We start from the raw sequence: 18,343 nt of genomic DNA, 5'->3' as shown, positions 1-18,343 counted from the left end.
TGGACGAGGAACATATGGAAATCGATCTGAATGCCGATCTCGGCGAAGGATGCGGATCGGACGAGGCGCTGCTCGACCTCGTCACGTCGGCGAACATCGCATGCGGCTGGCATGCAGGCGGCGCGAACGCGATGCGCGATTGCGTGCGCTGGGCCGTGCGCAAGGGCGTGTCGATCGGCGCGCACCCGAGCTTTCACGATCCGGAGAATTTCGGCCGCAAGGAAATGCAGCTGCCGGCCGGCGACATCTATGCGGGCGTGCTGTACCAGCTCGGCGCGCTGTCGGCGATCGCGCAGGCCGAGGGCGGGCGCATCGCGCACGTGAAGCCGCACGGCGCGCTGTACAACCAGGCCGCGCGCGACCCGATGATCGCCGACGCCGTGGTGTCCGCGATCCACGATTTCGATCCGTCGCTCGCGGTATTCGGCCTCGCGAACAGCGTGTTCATCGCGGCCGCGCGGCATGCGGGGCTCGCGGCGGTGGAAGAGGTGTTCGCCGATCGCGGCTACCGCGCGGACGGCTCGCTGGTGCCGCGCAGTCAGCCCGGCGCGCTGATCGACGACGAAGACGCGGTGCTCGCGCGCACGCTCGACATGGTGCGCAACCGGCAGGTGCGCGCATTGAGCGGCGAGTGGGTGCCGCTCAATGCGCAGACCGTCTGCCTGCATGGCGACGGGCCGCATGCGCTGGCGTTCGCGAAGCGGATCCGCGCGGCGCTCGAGGCCGCCGGCGTCGACGTCGTGGCGCCCGGCGCGCTGCAGGCCGACGAACGCGCGTAACGAAGCATTCGGCATATCCGGCACATTGCCGCGGGCCGCACGTTTTCGTCGCGGCAAAGAAAAAAGCGCCCTCGCGGCGCTTTTCCGTTGGTGCAATCGCCGCGGCTTCGCCGTCTGTCGATTCACCCCCCGAAACCGTCTTTCGACGGTGACCGGAAAAATATTCCGGATTAAAAAACGTCCGCCGCCGCCCGATCACTGCCTTCCCCGGTCAGACGACGGAACGTCGCTTATGTGCAAGTCGGCCCGCATGCATGTGTTGTAGACGACGTTGGCCCCGCCGTGCATGCAGACTCTCCGCGGCCGGCACGTGCTTCACGTGCCGGCGACGCTCACCCCGCGCTTTATTTCTGCTACCCCGTAGAACTTATCTATTCTTTTCATTTTTTCAACTTGTGGGATGAAGAATAGAGATCGGCCGAACGGGATGTCAATCGTTTTAAACGCTATTTTCCGACGATTCAAGGGTTTTCCTTATCGACCGGCGCCACCGCGCAGGCGCGTCGCGCGGCGCGCGAGTCGTCGATCAAACAGGGGATGATCAGGGCGGGCAGCCGGGCGCGATCAGTTCGCGTCGACCCGGTATCCTTGCTGGCGCAACAATTCGAGCACGCCGCGCGGGCCGCCCAGGTGCAGCGCGCCGATCGCGACGAACAGCGGCCGGTTCGGCGCGGCGATTGCCGTCATCCGTGCAACGAAGCGCCGGTTGCGCTCGTACACGATCTTGTTGTCGAGCGACGCCGACAACGCCTTCGAACGCGCGAGCCGTTCGCTCTTCGCGACGGCCCACGCCGAGATCGCATCGGCGTCGCCAATTCGCCACAGCCGGTGCAGCGCCTTGATGTCGTCGGCGTTCTGCGCGGGCGTCTGCACCATGTCCTGCGCGAGCATCTCGCGCTGCTCGGCGAGCGTCAGCCCGGTAAACGCGCGCATCTGCTCGGCGAGCGTCTCGAGCCCGATCACGCGGCCGCCCTTCTTCCTCAGGAACACGTTCTGCAGCTGCGCCTCGGTGCCGTATTCGGTCTGCAGGCCGGCCGACAGCGAATCGTAGGTCTCGACGACGAGCGCCGCGAGCCACGGCCGCATCTTGCGGATCTCGGCGAGCGCGGCCGGGTTGCCGCGCAGGCGCGCCGCGAGCCGCTGCCACAGCGGCTCGGGCAGCAGGCGCTGCAGGCACGGGTAGCGGCACACGCCGTACTTCGACACGTCGTCCTGCGATTCGAGCAGATCGTCGGGCGACAGCTCGAGCGCGAGCGTCGGCGACGCGGCGAGCGCCGCGAGGATGGGCGGCCGGAACGGCTGCGCGCTCGGGTAGTCGGACGGATCGCCCGTGTGCAGCGTGCCGAGCACGTAGAGCGTGACCTTGCCCCTGGTCGCGACGTAGAACGGCATGCGCGCCGGCTGCACGCGCACGGTGCCGCGCGACACCGTGCCGTCGGACACGGCCGGTGCATGGAAGCCCGGCAGGCTCATGCCGGGCGGCGGAACCTGCGACGGATGAATCGGCGCGGTCGCCGGCGCACGCCCTTCGGCACGCGCCGGTTCGACGGGGGCCACGACGCTGGTCGCCACGCACGCGCCGGCCAGCGCCGCGCCCGTGACGGTACGCACGCTCCAGCGCCGCGCGTCGCGGTACGCGCGCATTGCGCGCGCGCCGCCTGCCCCCGCACGGCGCGCGCCGGACACGCGCGCCGCCAACGCTTCAGGCATTCGCCTCCCCGACTTCCTCGGCGCGATGGCAGGCCACGCGCCGGCCGTCCACTTCGCGCAGTTGCGGCTCCTCGACGCGGCACCGCTCGATCGCGTACGGGCAGCGCTGATGGAACGCGCAGCCCGACGGCGGATTGAGCGGCGACGGCAGTTCGCCCTGCAGCTTGATCTGCACGCGGCGGTCTTCCTCGAAGATCGCCGGCGTCGCCGACATCAGCGCCTGCGTGTACGGATGGCGCGGCCGTGCGTAGATCGTCGCCTTGTCGCCGAGCTCGGCGACGCTGCCGAAGTACATGACCATCACGTCGTCCGCGACGTGCTCGACCACCGACAGGTTGTGCGAGATGAACACGTAGCTCGTCTTGAACTGCTCCTGCAGATCCATGAACAGATTCAGGATCTGCGCCTGGATCGACACGTCGAGCGCGGACACCGGCTCGTCGGCGACGACGATGCGCGGATCGAGGATCATCGCGCGCGCGATCGCGACCCGCTGGCGCTGGCCGCCGGAGAACATGTGCGGATAGCGCTTCGCGTGCTCGGGCCGCAGGCCGACCGTGCGCATGATCTGCGCGACGCGCGCGGCGCGCTCGGCGGCCGTCAGGTTCGCGTTGATCTCGAGCGGCTCGGCGAGCGTCTGCTCGACGGTCTTGCGCGGGTTCAGCGACGCGAACGGATTCTGGAACACCATCTGCACGCGGCGGCGCAGGTCGGCGACCGTGTCGCGGCTCGCGCCGGCCACGTTCTTGCCGTCGATCACGAGGCTGCCCGCGGTGGGCGCCTCGATCATCGTGAGCTGGCGTGCGAGCGTCGACTTCCCGCAGCCCGACTCGCCGACGACGGCAAGCGTCTTGCCGCGCTTGAGCGAGAACGACACGCCGTTCAGCGCCTTCACCGTGCCCTGGCCGAACATCCCGCGCTTCACCGTGTAGTGTTTCGCGAGGCCGTCGGCCACCAGTACCGCTTCCTCGTCGTGCGGCGTGGCACGGACTTCTTGATTTACATTCATCGTGAACTCCTGTCGACCGGAGTTTGCGCTTTAGCGCTTACTCCGGCCCCATGCAAAGCCGTCAGGTCGAGGTTGGAAACATTGAGCGGCTTGATGCAGCGTGCGCGCATCGCATCGTTGGCCGGCACCAGCGTGTCGAGCGCCGGCCGCGCCTTGCGGCAATCGTCGACGACGTACTTGCAGCGCGGCGCGAACAGGCACCCGGACGGGCGATCATCGCGGCCCGGCACCATGCCGGGCAATGCGGCAAGGCGACGCGCCCCCTGATTGTGCTCGGGAATCGCCGCGAGCAGCGCTTCGGTGTACGGATGATGCGGCGCGCGGAAGATGTCGGGCACGCGGTTGGTCTCGATGATCTCGCCCGCGTACATCACCGCGACGCGATGCGCGACCTCCGACACCACGGCCAGATCGTGCGAGATCAGCACGAGCGCCATCCCGCGTTCCTTCTGCAGCTTCACGAGCAGATCCATGATCTGCGCCTGGATCGTCACGTCGAGCGCGGTGGTCGGCTCGTCGGCGATCAGCAGCTTCGGGTTGCACGCGACGGCCATCGCGATCATCACGCGCTGGTTCATCCCGCCCGACATCTGGTGCGGGAACGACGCGATGCGGTTCTTCGCATCGGGAATGCCGACCTGGTCGAGCAGCTCGAGCGCGCGCCGGTGCAGCGCGTCGCCGCGCAGCCCTTCGTGCAGCTTCAGCACTTCCTTGATCTGGTAGCCGACCGTGTAGCTCGGGTTCAGGCTCGTCAGCGCGTCCTGGAACACCATCGCGATGTCCTTGCCGACGATCCTGCGGCGCGCCTTCGGCGACGCCTTCAGGAGATCCACGCCGTTGAACGTGACCTCGTCGGCCGTCACCTTGCCGGGCGCGTCGATCAGGCCCATCAGCGCCATCATCGTCACGCTCTTGCCCGAACCCGATTCGCCGACGACGCCCACCACCTCGCCCGGCGCGACCGACAGGTTGATCCGGTCGACCGCGGGCAGGCCGTTGAAATTCACCGCGAGATTGCGGATGGTCAGAAGATTCTGGCTGCTCATGTTCACGCCATCCGTTTCAGTTTGGGATCGAGCGCGTCGCGCAGCCCGTCGCCGAGCAGGTTGATCGCGAGCACCGAAATCAGGATCGACAGGCCGGGCATCGTCACGATCCACCATGCGTTGTCGATGTAGTCGCGCGCGGAGGCCAGCATCGCGCCCCACTCGGCGGTCGGCGGCTGCACGCCGAGGCCGAGGAAGCCGAGCGCGGCCGCGTCGAGAATCGCCGACGAGAAGCCAAGCGTCGCCTGCACGATCAGCGGCGCCGTGCAGTTCGGCAGCACCTGCGAGAACATCAGGCGCAGCGTGCCGGCGCCGGCCACGCGCGACGCGGTCACGTATTCCTTCTGCAGCTCGCCGAGCGCCGACGCGCGCGTGAGGCGCACGTAGGCCGGCAGCGCGACGATCGCGATCGCGAACATCGTGTTGGTGAGGCCCGGGCCGATGATCGCGACGACCGCGACCGCGAGCAGCAGCGACGGCAGCGCGAGCAGCACGTCCATGATGCGCATCACCGGCGTGTCGGCCCATTTCTGGAAGAACGCGGCGACCAGCCCGAGCACGATGCCGGGAATCAGCGCGAGCACGACCGACACGAAGCCGATCCAGAACGACATCCGCGCGCCGAACATCAGCCGCGAAAGGATGTCGCGGCCCGCTTCGTCGGTGCCGAGGATGAATTGCCAGTTGCCGCCGGCGAGCCACGCGGGCGGAATCTTCACGTAATCGCGATATTGCTCGACCGGGCTGTGCGGCGCGATCAGCGGCGCGAGCAGCGCGACTGCGATCAGCACGATCACGACGATGCCCGCGCCGACGGCGCCGCGGTTGCGCGAGAAGTTGGCCCAGAACTCGCGCAGCGCGAGCGCACGGCCGCCGGCCGGCGCGGATTCGGTCGGCAGGGTATTTTGCAGATTGCTCATGGAATTACCTCGTGTGGCGGATGCGCGGATTCAGCACGCCGTACAGCAGGTCGACGACCAGGTTCACGACGATCACGAGCGTCGCGATCAGCAGGATGCCGCCCTGGACGACCGGATAGTCGCGGCGGCCGATCGCATCGATCAGCCACTTGCCGACGCCGGGCCACGAAAAGAGCGTCTCGGTCAGCACGGCGCCAGCAAGCAGCGTGCCGATCTGCAGGCCGATCACGGTGACGACCGGGATCAGCGCATTGCGCAGCGCATGCACGACGACCACGCGCACGGGCGACAGCCCCTTCGCGCGAGCCGTGCGGATGTAGTCCTCGCGCAGCACTTCGAGCATCGACGAGCGCGTCATCCGCGCGATCACCGCGAGCGGGATCGTGCCGAGCACGATCGCGGGCAGGATCAGGTGGCTCACCGCCGACTTGAACGCGCCTTCGTCCGGCGCGAGCAGCGCGTCGATCAGCATGAAGCCGGTCGGGTGCGGGAAATCGTATTCGACCGCGATGCGCCCCGACACGGGCGTCCAGCCGAGAGTCGACGAAAACACCATGATGAGGATCAGCCCCCACCAGAAGATCGGCATCGAATAGCCGGTGAGCGCGGTGCCCATCACGCCGTGATCGATGACCGAGCCGCGCCGCAGCGCGGCGATCACGCCGGCCGGCAGCCCGACCGCGAGGGCGAACACGAGCGCGCACAGCGACAGTTCGACGGTCGCCGGGAAGCGCGCGAAGAATTCGCCCGCGACGCTCGTGTTGGTGATGATCGACATGCCGAGGTCGCCGTGCAGCGCCCGGCCGACGTAGTGCAGATACTGCAGCGGCAGCGGCTGGTCGAGCCCGAGGCGTTTCATCGCCTCCGCATGCATCGCGGGATCGACGCCGCGCTCGCCCATCATCACTTCGATGGGGTCGCCCGGTATCAGGTGAATCAGCGCAAACGCCAGGATGGTGATGCCGATGAAGGTCGGAATCACCATCCCCACGCGGCGCAACACGAATCTGAACATGATGCGTCTCGTATTTTCTTGTGGGAAATGTGCGACCGGCGACGAGGGGCTTCTGGCCCCTCGCCGCCGGATGGTTTCAAGCCGGTTTTCTCAATGACGACAGCTTACGCCAGCCCCGTTACTTCACGCTGACACCGTCGAAACGCGCATAGCCGAGCGGCTCGATACGCATGTCGACCACGTTCTTGCGCACCGGCTGGTAGACCGTCGAGTTCGCGATCGGCGAGAACGGCAGCTGTTGCGCGAAGATCTGCTGCGCCTGCGTGTAGAGCTTCGTGCGCGCATCCTGGCCCGTCGTCGTGCGGCCCTTCTGGATCAGCTCGTCGAACGGCTTGTAGCACCAGTGCGAGAAGTTGTTGCCCTTGATTGCCTCGCAGCCGAGCAGCGTGCCGAGCCAGTTGTCCGGATCGCCGTTGTCGCCCGTCCAGCCGATCAGCATCGTGTCCTGCTCGCCCGCGTGCGCGCGCTTGATGTACTCGCCCCACTCGTACGTGACGATCTTCGCCTTCACGCCGATCTTCGCCCAGTCGGCCTGGATCATCTCGGCCATCAGGCGGGCGTTCGGGTTGTACGCGCGCTGCACCGGCATCGCCCACAGCGTGATCTCGAAACCGTTCGGGAAGCCGGCCTTCGCGAGCAGCGCCTTCGCCTTCGCGGTGTCGTAGGCGGCCATCTTCAGGTTCTTGTCGTACGACCATTGGGTCGGCGGCATCGGCGCGGTCGCGGCCTGGCCGGCGCCCTGGTAGACCGACTCGAGGATCGCCTTCTTGTTGATCGCCATGTCGAGCGCCTGACGCACTTCGAGCTTGTCGACCGGCTTGTGCTCGACGTTGTACGCGAGGTAGCCGAGGTTGAAGCCCGGCTGCGACGGCATGTCGATGCCCGAGTCGGCCTTCAGCGTCGCGATGTCGGCCGGGCGCGGATAGCTCATCACCTGGCATTCGTTGCGCTTGATCTTCTGCACGCGCACGCCCGGGTCCGGCGTGATCGAGAAGATCAGCTTCGACAGCTTCACTTCGCCCTTCTTCCAGTAATCAGGATTCCCGTCGAAGCGGATCGTCGCGTCCTTCGTATAGCTGCGGAAGATGAACGGGCCCGTGCCGACCGGCTTCTGGTTGATGTCGGCGGCCTTGCCGGCCTTCATCAGCTGATCGCCGTATTCGGCCGACAGGATCGACGCGAACTCCATCGCCATGTTCTGGATGAACGGCGCGTTCGGCTCGGCCAGCGTGAACTTCACGGTGTACGGATCGACCTTCTCGATCTTCGTGATCAGCTTGTCGAGGCCCATGTCGGTGAAGTACGGGAACGACACCGGGTACGCCTTGCGGAACGCATTGTTCGGGTCGAGCATGCGCTGGAACGTGAACAGCACGTCGTCCGCATTGAATTCGCGCGTCGGCTTGAAGAAGTCGGTCGTGTGGAACTTCACGCCATGGCGCAGGTGGAACGTGTACACCTTGCCGTCGGACGAGACGTCCCACTTCTCGGCGAGGCCCGGCTCGACCTTCGTGCCGCCGCGCTCGAATTCGACGAGGCGGTTGTAGACGGTGAACGTGGCGGCGGTGAAATCGACGCCGGTCGTGAATTGCGCGGAATCGAAACCCGCCGGGCTGCCTTCTGAGCAGTAGACGAGCGTTTTGTTCGGGATCTGTGCGAATGCAGAACCCGCGACGCCGAGCGATGCCGCTGCCACGCCTGCCATGGCGGTAACACGCAGGGTGTGCAACAGACGGTTGTATTCCATGTTTCCTCCAGGTCTCCAGATCGGAACCGGTCCCGCCAGGGAGCCGGCGTACGCGGATATTACTTGAGCTAGCGATTCTGCAACAAGCTGGAGAAAAAACTCTTCTAGACGCCCGCCGGGTTTTTGCCGATGTTTAGTGTGGGTAAAAAAATGCGACAGCGCGCGTGAGCGGCGATTCCGTTCATTTCGCGCGTGTTTCGTTCGGCGACTAAACAATCCGGACGCGAACACGAAGGTGCGGCACGCGATCCTCGTCGTTCGGCCGCCCATCGTTGCGTTTTGCGAAACGATGTAATGACGGCATTCGATCCGTCACGCGCTCACGCCGGCGCATCGAGGTCGGCGCTGCGCGCGGGCACGAACGCGACCGCGACGATCGACAGCGCGATGCCCGCCATCACGTAGTAGGTGGGCGCGAGCGGCGTGCCCGTGACCTTGATCAGCCACGTGACGATGAACTGCCCGAAGCCGCCGAACAGCATCACCGCGACGTTGTACGCGATCGACAGCCCGGTCGAACGCACGTTGGCCGGGAACAGCTCGGCGATCATCGCGCCGAACGGCCCGTAGTAGCCGGCGAGCGTCACCGACAGCACGGCCTGCACCGCGATCAGCCGCCCGATGCTCGGCGCCGCGTCGAGCCACGCGAACAGCGGATACATCAGCGCGAGCGTCAGCACGAGCGACCACAGCGACAGCCCCTTGCGGCCGATGCGGTCCGACCATGCGCCCGCGACCGGCGACAGCACCATCAGCAGCAGGTTGCCCGCGATCACCGCGTAGAACGATTCCGCATAGGGCAGCTTCAGCTGCTTCACCGCGAACGTCGGCAGATAGCTGATCAGTACGTAGATCGTCACGGTGAGCGCGATCACCGAGCCGAGCCCGCACAGCACCTCGCGCGGGTGGCGCGTGAACACTTCGCCGAGCGTCGCGCGGCGCGCGCTTTGCTGCGCATGCAGGAATGCTTCGGAATCCGCGAGATGGCGGCGGATGTAGAAGCCGATCGGGCCGATCACGAGCCCGAGGACGAACGGCACGCGCCAGCCCCAGCTGCGCAGCGCGTCGGGCGACAGCCCGCGCGTGACGGCCGCGCCGACGAGCGCGCCGATCAGCAGCGCGGCCGCCTGGCTCGCCATCTGCCAACTGCCGTAAAAGCCGCGTTTCGAAAACGGCGCGGCCTCGATCAGCAGCGCCGTCGCGCTGCCGAATTCGCCGCCCGCGGAAAAGCCCTGCAGCAGGCGGCCGAGCACGATCAGAAGCGGGCCGCCGATGCCGATCGCCGCATAGGGCGGCGCGATCGCGAGCAGGAAGATGCCGGCCGTCATCAGCAGGATCACGAGCGACAGCGCGGCCTTGCGGCCCGCGCGGTCCGCGTACAGGCCGAACACGATGCCGCCGATCGGGCGCATGAAGAATGCGACGCCGAACGTCGCGGTGGTGAGCAGCAGCGACGAGTATTCGCTGGAGGTGGGGAAGAACAGCTCGGCGATCACGACCGTCATGAAGCCGAACACCGTGAAGTCGTACCACTCGAGCGCATTGCCGATCACGGCCGCCACGACGGCACGCCGGTTCAGCGCGCGCTCGGGCCGGGTCGTTTTCGTTGAATTCGCAATCGTCGCCATGCGTGCCTCGTCCTCGTGGATTCGCCGTATCGGGCGGTTCGGCGCGCGGGGTGCCGCGGCGCGCTGGTGTGCAGCGAGTGTAGAAAGCGACGGAACCGTTTTCAAGCATTAAAAAAACGCCCGCCATCGAACGACGGCGGGCGTTTGCGGTTTTCGCCGCATTGCGGCATCGCACGATGCCGCACGGGCCTCAACCCATCTTCGAGAAAGCGCTGCACCAGCCCTTCGCCGACACCTGCTTGCCGGGGAATGCGCCGCACGGGCCCGAAGCCGAGCCCTTCTTGCCCTGGTACAGCATGCAGGCCGCGCAATCCTGGCCCGCGGCGTATTTCGGGTACTTCGTCTTGTCGACCTTCGTGGCATCGGCCTTGTAGCCGAGCGCCACCGCGGTCGGATCGGTTTCCGACAGCATCGGCGCATCGGCCAGTGCTTCGCGCGACAGCGCCAGCGCGGACACGGCACCAATGCTCGTGATCAGGAAACTCCGACGGGATGTTTTCATGGGGACTCGCTCCAACGTTATCGGTTTGAAAGCCGTTCTGGCGACGGCGTCCAACAGAATAACGCTCAAGCGAATAAATGTGCGCGCCGAAATGCCGGAGATAAGGGATTTCACACGGGCTTCACACGCGCTTCACGCGGCCGGCCCGCGCGGCGGCGGGCCATGCGTCACACCCGCGACACCATGTCGCCCACGCGCTGCGCGAGCGCGAGCGACGCGGTCAGCCCCGGCGACTCGATGCCGAACAGGTTCACGAGCCCGCGCACGCCGTGCTGCGCGGGGCCCTGCACGATGAAGTCGGCCGGCGGCTCGCCGGGCCCCGCGAGCTTCGGCCGGATGCCCGCGTACGCGGGCTGCAGCGCATCGTCGGGCAGGCCCGGCCAGAATGCGCGGATCGACGCATAGAATGCCCCCGCGCGCGCCGGATCGACTTCGTAGCGCAGCGAATCGCACCACTCGACGTCCGGGCCGAAGCGCGCCTGCCCGCCAAGATCGAACGTCAGGTGCACGCCGAGCCCCGCGCGCTCGGGCATCGGGTAGATCAGGTGCGAGAACGGCGCACGGCCCGACAGGCTGAAATAATTGCCGCGCGCGAGATAGAGCGGCGGCACCCAGCGCGGGTCGAGGCCGCGCGTGCGGCGCGCGAGCGCCTGCGCGCCGAGCCCCGCGCTGTTGATCACGCACGCGGCGTCGATCTCGGCCGGCGCGGCGCCGCCGGTGCGCACGACGAAGCGCCCGCCGCGCAGCACGTCGATCGATTCGACCGGCGCGTGCAGCGCGCATACCGCGCCGTCGCGTTCCGCGTCGCCCAGCAGCGCGAGCATCAGCTGATGGCTGTCGACGATGCCGGTCGACGGCGAGAACAGCGCCTCGACGCATTCGAGCGCGGGCTCGAGCGTCTGCGCCTCGGCGCGCGTGAGCGGCAACAGGTCGAGCACGCCGTTTTCGGCCGCGCGCGCGGCGATCGCCTTCAACTGCTTCACCTGCGCGGCGCTCGTCGCGACGAGCAGCTTGCCGGTGCGCCGGTGCGGCACGTGATGCGTGTCGCAGAACTCGTACAGCAGGTCGCGCCCATGCACGCACGACGTCGCCTTCAGCGACCCGCGCGGATAGTAGAGCCCCGCGTGAATCACCTCGCTGTTGCGCGAACTCGTGCCCGTGCCGATCGCGTCGGCCGCCTCGAGCACGATCGTTTCACGCCCGCGCGCGGCCAGTTCGCGTGCAATCGCCAGACCGACGACACCCGCGCCGATCACGACACAATCCGTCTGCTCCATGGCTTTTCGCGCTGCTCGCGCGTCGAAGGGAGAGAGGACGATTGTACGTCCCGGTTCGCCCGCTTGCCGAACGCCCGCGCATCGCGACGAGGCCGACGATGCGGGCGCGCGCGCCACGAACGCCACGCGCGCACGCCGCGGCCGTGCGCGCGCGGCCGCGTCAGAAGCCGATCGGCCGGCGCTTCGCCGCGCCTTCGTCGGCGCGGATGTCGGCCGGCCCGATCGCATCGCGGCCGTCGAGCCGCGCGGCGCCGAACGCGTGCAGCAGCGCGCGGCGCATCGTGCGCGGCGGCGTCGCGGCCAGCACGTCGAGCGCATCGTCGCCGAGCGTCTCGGGGAAGCGCCGCCCCCACGCATGCGACGTGCGGATCTCGTCGTAGATCGTCTGCGCGATCCGGCGTGCGCCGGCCGCATCGGGCGGCGCGATCTCGTACACGTTCATCCGGTTGAGCAGCGGCTCCGGAATCGCGTGCGCGTCGTTCGCGGTCGCGATCCAGATCACGTTGCCCGCGTTGATCGGCACTTCCGCGAATTCGTCGACGAACGCGCGCGCGGTGTCGTGCTCGAGCAACGCGTACAGCGCGCCGAGCGGATCGTATTGCGCATCGCTGCCGGCCTTGTCGATCTCGTCGACGGCGATCACCGGGTTCGCGTAGCTGCCGTTCACGAGCGCATCGAACACCTTGCCGGGCTTCGCGTTCTTCCATTGCGACGACGCGCCCGACAGGATCCAGCCGGCCGTCAGCGAACTCATCGGCACGTAGTGATACGCGGTGCCGAGCAGCTGCGCGAGCGCCTTCGCGAAATGCGTCTTGCCGATCCCGGGCGGCCCGAGCAGCAGGATCGGCATCAGTTCGAGCCGGTCGTCCGTTTCGAGGCACAGCGCGATCTGCTTGCGCACGTCGTCGAGCGGCTCGCCGAAATTCGGCAACGCCTCGCCGAGCGCGTCGAACGACGGCATCCGGTTCGGCTTCACGCAGAAGCGCAGATTCCCCGTCTTGAGCATCTTCTCGTAGGTCGAGCGCAGTGCGTCGCTCGCGCTCTCGTTCAGGTCGCCCAGCGCCGTCTCGACCTGCTCGAGGTCGTACACCGTGCTGAAGGACGCCACCGCCAGTTCATGTTTCACCATCGCCGTCGTCATACTCACCTCGCTGCACTTGCCGTCATACACGCATCAGACCCTTACGATTTCAGTGTAGCGATCCCGCATCGCCGCGCAAGCAAGCAGCCGGGCGCGTCTGCTGCTAACAGCGCGCGCACGCTGCACGGCCGCGCACCGCGGCGTATCATCGAAGATTCACGACGCTCGCGCGGGGCTCGCCGATGGCGGCCACGCGCCGCGCGCATGCCGCTCCGCACCTCGCCTGACACCTCGCCAGAAGGGTTGCCGATGTCCGTCCCCGCTTCCCCGCGCGTCGACGCCGACGCGCTCCGTTGCGTCGATGCGGTCGATGCCGTCGACGCCGCGCTCAAGTCGCGCCGCGCGGTCCGCGCGTTCCTGCCGACGCCCGTGCCGCGCGACACGATCGAGGCGATCCTCGAAGCCGCGAGCCGCGCGCCGTCGGGCACCAACATCCAGCCATGGCGCGTGTACGTCGCCACGGGCGCGACGCGCGACGCGCTCGCGGCCGCGCTCACCGCGGCCTACGACGATCCCGCGCGCGACGAGAAATACGTCGCCGAATACGACTACTACCCGCGCGAATGGGTGTCGCCGTATCTCGACCGGCGCCGCAAGGTCGGGTGGGACCTGTACGGGCTGTTGAACATCCGCCGCGACGAGAAGGCGCGCATGCACGCGCAGCACGCGCGCAATTTCCGTTTCTTCGATGCGCCGGTCGCGCTGTTCTTCACGCTCGAGCGCATCATGGCGCAGGGCGCGTGGCTCGACTGCGGAATGTTCCTGCAGGGCGTGATGACGGCCGCGCGCGCCCGCGGCCTCGACACCTGCCCGCAGGCCGCGTTCGTGCCGTTTCACCGGATCGTCGCCGAACACCTCGGCATTCCCGCCAACGAGCAGTTCGTCTGCGGCATGGCGCTCGGCCATGCGGACCCCGACGCGATCGAGAACCGCCTCGTCACCGAGCGCGCGAGCGTCGCCGAGTTCACGCGCTTTTTCGCTTGAAAACGCATGACGCGGCCTCACTTGTCGGGCAGGACCGCATCGTGCTGCGAACCTGCCGCGGCACGTCCTGTCACATCACGGCCGAAATCGATCGGGCGTAAGATGTGCGTCCGTTCCCCGCTATCGCGCGTTTCCGGAGACGTTTCATGCTGAAACACGGCCTGGCCGTCCTGCTTGCGAGCATCGTGCTCGCCGCCCATGCGCAGAGCCCCGCGCCGGCCGTCGTCGCATGGGAAATCCAGGTGGTGCGCGACGGTCAGACGATCGACACGTTCCAGCAAAACACCACCGTGGGTCAGTCCCGCACCGATACCCATCGCTATCCGTCCTCCGTGCCGGTGGGCTGCGGCAATGCCGCGCGCGTCGTGCCGACCGAGCGCTCGCGCTCGGTGACGGTCGCCCCGCTCGCCGTCGACGCCAACGCGCACACCGTGTCGCTCGGGCTCGACGTGCAGGAAACGCTCGACGACGACAATGCGACGCATGGCGATGCGTGCGTGCCCGCGGCGCCGCGGCAGATCGTCGCGAGCCACCCCGGCCTGGCGGTCGGGGGCGACGCGTGGACCGACTGGACGCTCGTCGAGCAGCATCCGCATCTCGTGTACCGCGTGCGTGCGCACGTCGCGAAGGATTGAGCGTCATGTCCGCCGACGCCCTGTCCCTGCCGTTCGCCGAGCCGCACGCCGCGCCCGATGAAATCACCGCCGTGAGCTGGAACCTGCACAAGGGCCGCTCACCGCTCGGCTTCACCGCGTGGAACGCGATGCGCGACTGGATGCAGTCGATGCATGCCGACGTGTATTTCCTGCAGGAAGCGATGGCGCGCCGCATGCCGCGCCCGATGCTCGCACCGGGCTTCGGCTCGCCGATGGACGACGCGGTCGACGACGTGTGGCATTGCCAGGCCACCGAGATCGCGCAGGCGCTCGACTGGCAGATCGCGCTCGGGCCGAACGTGTTCAAGCCGTCGTGGCGGCACGGCAACGCGATCCTGTCGCCGCATCCGCTCGACCTCGGCGGCCGCTGGGACATCTCCGCGCACCGCTTCGAGCGGCGCGGGCTGCTGGTCGCGCGCGCGACGCTCGCGGGCGCGCGCCCGGTCACGCTGCTGTGCGCGCACCTCGCGCTCACGCGCGCCGCGCGGCTGCGCCAGATGCACTGGATCGCGCACTGGATCGTGCGCAACGCGGGCGACGGCCCGTTGATGCTCGCCGGCGACTTCAACGACTGGCGCAACGATTCGGTCGCGCTGTTCGGCGAGATCGGGCTGTCCGAGGTCGCGACGCTGCTCGGTGAATCAGGCCGCACGTTCCCCGCGTTCTCGCCGGCGCTCGCGCTCGACAAGATGTTCGTGCGCGGCCTGACGCCGCTCGAATGGCGCGCGCCGTCCGGCGAAGCCGCCTGGCTGTCGGACCACCTGCCGTACATCGCGCGGCTGCGCCTCGATCCGCAGTAACGCGCCGGCGGCCGCGCGCTGCCGTCAAGGCGCCGCCCGAACGTGTCGGCCTCGGCGCGAAACGCATGGTCGAGCGCGGCCGATCGCCGAAAGCCCATTGAAAGGATGCGTTGCGCCAAATCCGCGCGGCCGCGCGGGTCAAGCCCGCATCTGCCCCAAGCAGGGTAAAATAACGAGTTCCTCAAACGTCTGTCATCGAGAAGGCGCGTGTCCGACGCGCCGGCCGGCCGGTCCGCGATCGGGCCGACGCACTCGGTTTTTTTGCCCGTTTTTGGGCCCGTTACACGCGTCCGCTACGCGCGTCCGTTTTCAAAGCCATGAGCAAATACGACACCGCCACCGTCCAATCCGTCCATCACTGGACCGACACGCTTTTCAGCTTCACCTGCACCCGCGAGCCGAGCCTGCGCTTCAACAACGGCGAATTCACGATGGTCGGCCTCGAAGTCGACGGCAAGCCGCTCGCGCGCGCCTACTCGATCGTCAGCCCGAACTACGAAGAGCATCTCGAATTCTTCAGCATCAAGGTGCAGAACGGCCCGCTGACGTCGCGCCTGCAGCACCTGAAGGTGGGCGACACGGTGCTGATCGGCAAGAAGCCGACGGGCACGCTGGTCGCCGACAACCTGCTGCCGGGCAAGACGCTGTGGATGCTGTCGACGGGCACGGGCCTCGCGCCGTTCATGTCGATCATCCGCGATCCGGACATCTACGACCGCTTCGACAAGGTGATCCTGACCCACACGTGCCGCCTGAAGGGCGAGCTCGCGTACATGGACTACATCAAGCACGACCTGCCGGGCCACGAGTACCTGGGCGACATCATCAAGGAAAAGCTCGTCTACTACCCGACGGTCACGCGCGAAGCGTTCGACAACGAAGGCCGGATCACCGACCTGATCGCGACGGGCAAGCTGTTCACGGATCTCGGCGTGCCGGCGTTCTCGCCGGAAAACGACCGCGTGATGCTGTGCGGCAGCACCGCGATGCTGAAGGACACGACCGAGCTGCTGAAGCAGGCCGGCCTCGTCGAAGGCAAGAACAGCGCGCCGGGCCACTACGTGATCGAGCGCGCGTTCGTGGATTGACCGATCCCTCAGGGCCGTTCCCGCCAATAACGGGAACAGGCCCTCATTGCGCGTCATCAAGAACCGGAGCAAAAGCTCCGGTTTTTTTTCGTCCGCACTTGGCGAATTCGTAACAAACTGGGACCATTCCATCTCAAATAGTTACATTTGGATACGTCATCGCCCGGTGGTCGGGTGTCAGTGTTTTTCCTACAACACCTTCATTCCGATTATTCACATTTACCCTTAAATGTCCGCCCGACATGACGTTTTCGGAAGTTTTGAGATATTATTCGGCGCGCGTGGTTGCCGTTCGGAAGAGCATGGAAGGGTCGGATGCATGTGTTACAAGATGTAACTTTTGTTACCTCGGCATGGAGCGATTCTCTGGCGGCGACCGTCATCGAAACGGCAGCCAGCGCACGCAGCCAGCCGGTGTCTGAACCGCTTTCTGAGAGCAGGAGAGTCATGGATACGTCGCTTAACGCGCCCTCGGGCGCCCACGCCCCGTTCCCGTCACGGCAGCGCATGCCTGGCTGCGCTGCTACTCCGCCCATGGCCGACGCCGCGTCGACACGCGACGCGTCCGCCGCACGGATCGCCGCCCTGTCCGCCCAGCTTCTGGCCGCCGACGAAGCGGCCCGCCGCCATCTGGCCGGCGAGCTGCACGACGGGCTCGGCGCCGAACTGACCGCGGCCCGCTTCGCGCTCGCAAACGTTCAAACGTGGCTGCCGGCCGACGCGCCGGAAGGCTGCCTGCGCGCGCTGGCGCTGGCGCAGCAGGCGCTCGACGCCGCGACCGACGCGAATCGCCGGCTCATCGACGAACGCGATACGCCGGCACTGGACGCAGGCGTGGTCGGCGCGCTGTCGTCGTGGATCGACACCCATGCGGCGCGCACGGGCCTGCGCACGAGCTTCGTGTGCGCGGCCGACGCGCGCCTGACGCAGATCGCCGGCGCCGGTGCGCTCGCGGTGTTCCGCGTCGCGCAGGAAGCCCTGTCGAACGTCGCGAAGCACGCCCGCGCGACGTCGGTCGACGTCCGGATCGTCACCGACGGCACCCATCTGTCGCTGAGTGTCACCGACGATGGGACCGGTTTCGCCCGGCGCCGCCGCAACGGCTACGGCCTCGCCGGCATGCGCGCGCGCTGCGAGGCGTTCGGCGGCAGCTTCGAGACGGCCACGCCGGCAACCGGCCGCGGCACGCGCGTCATCGCGCGCTTCGCGTGGAATTCGCTGCTCGCGGTGCCCGTCGCGGCACGTCGCACGTCGCTTTCGTGAGGCCGCGATGAGCCTGAACATCCTGCTCGTGGACGATCACGCGATCGTCCGGCAAGGGATCCGCCAGTTGCTGATCGACCGCGGCGTCGCGCGCGACGTGACCGAGGCAGAGAACGGCGGCGATGCGATGGCCGCCGTCGACAAGCAGGAATTCGACGTGATCCTGCTCGACATCTCGCTGCCTGACACGAACGGCATCGAGCTGCTCAAGCGCCTGAAGCGCAAGCTGTCGCGCACGCCGGTGCTGATGTTCTCGATGTACCGCGAGGACCAGTACGCGGTGCGCGCGCTGAAGGCAGGCGCGTCCGGCTACCTGTCGAAGACGGTGAACGCCGCGCAGATGATCGGCGCGATCCAGCAGGTCGCGGCCGGCCGCAAGTACGTGAGCCCCGCGATGGCCGAGGCGCTCGCCGAATACGTGTCGTTCGAGAACGAGCCACTGCCGCACGAGAAGCTGTCCGACCGCGAATACCAGACGCTCTGCATGCTCGCGTCGGGCAAGCGGCTCACCGATATCGCGAACACGCTGTCGCTGTCGGTGAAGACGGTGAGCGTGTACCGGTCGCGGCTGCTCGAGAAGATGCGGCTGTCGAACAACGCGGAACTCACGTTCTACGTGATGAGCAACCAGCTCGTCGACATGGCGCCCACGGCCGGCGCCTGATCCCCCGGCCAGTTCGAATTCGTCCGATCCGGCGGCGCGGCGCAGGCCGCGCCGCGCCCAGGCGCGCCCGTTGCGCACGCAAGCGCTTGTTTTCTCGGCCGATTCCGCGGCGCG

Annotated in this window: 17 protein-coding genes; 7 read left to right on the top strand and 10 right to left on the bottom strand. The window is 67.4% G+C overall.

Translation table 11 applies throughout. The annotated features are described in order from the left end of the window. Positions 1-14 precede the first annotated feature (14 nt). Positions 15-779, top strand: coding sequence for a 5-oxoprolinase subunit PxpA (gene pxpA / locus LGM42_RS30910; RefSeq protein WP_059642477.1), 765 nt, complete (start codon positions 15-17; stop codon positions 777-779). A gap of 564 nt (positions 780-1,343) precedes the next feature. On the opposite strand, the gene LGM42_RS30905 is transcribed toward pxpA, so the two are convergent. The 10 genes from LGM42_RS30905 to LGM42_RS30860 all read right to left on the bottom strand — a co-directional run bounded on the left by LGM42_RS30905 (position 1,344) and on the right by LGM42_RS30860 (position 12,774). Next, positions 1,344-2,489, bottom strand: coding sequence for a TraB/GumN family protein (locus tag LGM42_RS30905; protein ID WP_226234230.1), 1,146 nt, complete (start codon positions 2,487-2,489; stop codon positions 1,344-1,346). Next, the gene (locus LGM42_RS30900) at positions 2,482-3,498 is read right to left on the bottom strand and encodes a peptide ABC transporter ATP-binding protein (RefSeq protein WP_059642483.1); all 1,017 of its coding nucleotides are present in this window, start codon (positions 3,496-3,498) and stop codon (positions 2,482-2,484) included. The genes LGM42_RS30905 and LGM42_RS30900 overlap by 8 nt, the downstream gene beginning before the upstream one ends. After that, positions 3,495-4,544 carry an ABC transporter ATP-binding protein gene (locus LGM42_RS30895; protein WP_099316901.1) on the bottom strand — a complete coding sequence of 350 codons (1,050 nt, stop codon included), beginning with the start codon at positions 4,542-4,544 and terminating at the stop codon, positions 3,495-3,497. Before LGM42_RS30895 ends, LGM42_RS30900 begins: the two co-directional genes overlap by 4 nt. 2 nt (positions 4,545-4,546) lie before the next feature. Beyond that, positions 4,547-5,464, bottom strand: coding sequence for an ABC transporter permease subunit (locus LGM42_RS30890; RefSeq protein WP_006489141.1), 918 nt, complete (start codon positions 5,462-5,464; stop codon positions 4,547-4,549). A gap of 4 nt (positions 5,465-5,468) precedes the next feature. Next, entirely contained in the window at positions 5,469-6,479 is a 1,011-nt protein-coding gene (locus tag LGM42_RS30885; protein ID WP_226234229.1) for an ABC transporter permease subunit, read from the bottom strand. Positions 6,480-6,597: 118 nt separating this feature from the next. Next, entirely contained in the window at positions 6,598-8,226 is a 1,629-nt protein-coding gene (locus LGM42_RS30880; protein WP_059642489.1) for an ABC transporter substrate-binding protein, read from the bottom strand. A 320-nt stretch (positions 8,227-8,546) separates the two neighbouring features. Further along, the gene (locus LGM42_RS30875) at positions 8,547-9,854 is read right to left on the bottom strand and encodes an MFS transporter (RefSeq protein ID WP_059583938.1); all 1,308 of its coding nucleotides are present in this window, start codon (positions 9,852-9,854) and stop codon (positions 8,547-8,549) included. Between the two features lie 190 nt (positions 9,855-10,044). Then, positions 10,045-10,356: a high-potential iron-sulfur protein gene (locus tag LGM42_RS30870; RefSeq protein WP_021163765.1), complete on the bottom strand. Its 312-nt coding sequence runs from the start codon at positions 10,354-10,356 to the stop codon at positions 10,045-10,047. Positions 10,357-10,523: 167 nt separating this feature from the next. Beyond that, positions 10,524-11,633, bottom strand: coding sequence for an NAD(P)/FAD-dependent oxidoreductase (locus tag LGM42_RS30865; RefSeq protein WP_226234228.1), 1,110 nt, complete (start codon positions 11,631-11,633; stop codon positions 10,524-10,526). Between the two features lie 160 nt (positions 11,634-11,793). Further along, positions 11,794-12,774: an AAA family ATPase gene (locus LGM42_RS30860; protein ID WP_060312330.1), complete on the bottom strand. Its 981-nt coding sequence runs from the start codon at positions 12,772-12,774 to the stop codon at positions 11,794-11,796. Between the two features lie 249 nt (positions 12,775-13,023). Between LGM42_RS30860 and LGM42_RS30855 the strand changes: the two genes are divergently transcribed. The 6 genes from LGM42_RS30855 to rqpR all read left to right on the top strand — a co-directional run bounded on the left by LGM42_RS30855 (position 13,024) and on the right by rqpR (position 18,229). Then, positions 13,024-13,758, top strand: coding sequence for a nitroreductase (locus LGM42_RS30855; protein WP_059584035.1), 735 nt, complete (start codon positions 13,024-13,026; stop codon positions 13,756-13,758). Between the two features lie 146 nt (positions 13,759-13,904). Further along, positions 13,905-14,393: a hypothetical protein gene (locus LGM42_RS30850; protein ID WP_059583941.1), complete on the top strand. Its 489-nt coding sequence runs from the start codon at positions 13,905-13,907 to the stop codon at positions 14,391-14,393. Positions 14,394-14,398: 5 nt separating this feature from the next. After that, a complete protein-coding gene (locus LGM42_RS30845; RefSeq protein WP_059642498.1) occupies positions 14,399-15,214 on the top strand; it encodes an endonuclease/exonuclease/phosphatase family protein in 816 nt (271 codons plus the stop codon). 317 nt (positions 15,215-15,531) lie between these two features. Beyond that, complete coding sequence (locus LGM42_RS30840; protein ID WP_059583944.1) at positions 15,532-16,302, top strand: ferredoxin--NADP reductase; 771 nt, start codon at positions 15,532-15,534, stop codon at positions 16,300-16,302. Between the two features lie 447 nt (positions 16,303-16,749). After that, positions 16,750-17,565, top strand: coding sequence for a quorum system sensor histidine kinase RqpS (rqpS, locus tag LGM42_RS30835; protein WP_226234227.1), 816 nt, complete (start codon positions 16,750-16,752; stop codon positions 17,563-17,565). 7 nt (positions 17,566-17,572) lie between these two features. Then, the gene (rqpR, locus tag LGM42_RS30830) at positions 17,573-18,229 is read left to right on the top strand and encodes a response regulator transcription factor RqpR (protein ID WP_059583947.1); all 657 of its coding nucleotides are present in this window, start codon (positions 17,573-17,575) and stop codon (positions 18,227-18,229) included. The last annotated feature ends 114 nt before the right edge of the window (positions 18,230-18,343 follow it).

The organism is Burkholderia sp. AU39826 (assembly GCF_020419965.1).
Taxonomy (GTDB): domain Bacteria; phylum Pseudomonadota; class Gammaproteobacteria; order Burkholderiales; family Burkholderiaceae; genus Burkholderia; species Burkholderia semiarida.
This window is presented reverse-complemented; position numbering and strand designations above follow the sequence as displayed.